At 57.3% G+C, this 497-nt stretch carries 1 protein-coding gene; it reads right to left on the bottom strand.

The window, feature by feature from the left end; translation table 11 throughout:
* Window positions 1–263 (bottom strand): GNAT family N-acetyltransferase (locus AC1D0P_RS28545; RefSeq protein ID WP_477679814.1); only part of this gene is annotated, 263 nt, incomplete at its 3' end.
* Between the last annotated feature and the right edge of the window lie 234 nt (window positions 264–497).

Below are 497 nucleotides of genomic sequence, written 5' to 3'. Positions count from 1 at the left end.
AGCTTGCGGCCCACACCGCGACCGCGCAGGCGCTCATCGACGATCACCATGTTGATCGTTGCACAATCAGCACCATAGGGCGTCATCAGGATCGTACCGGCGACCTTGCCGTCGCCATCCAAGGCGACTGCGCCGGAACTCAGTTCGACAACGAAACGCCAATCCTCAGGCCGATGCGGCCATTTCGCCTGACGTGAAAGCGCTACAGCTTCCTCAATATGCTGCGGACCAAAAGCCGCCAGACCGATCGCATCTGTTTGCATGGAGCATCCTTTTCGATGCCCCAAGTCTCAATCAATCGCCGGCGGCAGATCGTCTGAAGGCATGCTGCCGGGCAATATCTTCCGCCGTAGCATGGGCGGCCTGCCGCATCTTATGCTGAGGCAGGGTGAAACTGTTATCGGTTGGTCATGCGATGTGGTTCGCGAAGCGATTTCCGGGCAATAGAATAGCGGACATAGTTTCCTTGCGCATTTTTCTCTCGAAGCGGGTAGGAG

The organism is Polaromonas sp. P1_G2 (assembly GCF_056405515.1).
Note: the sequence above shows the minus strand (reverse complement) of the source record. Positions and strands in the feature narration are given on the sequence as shown.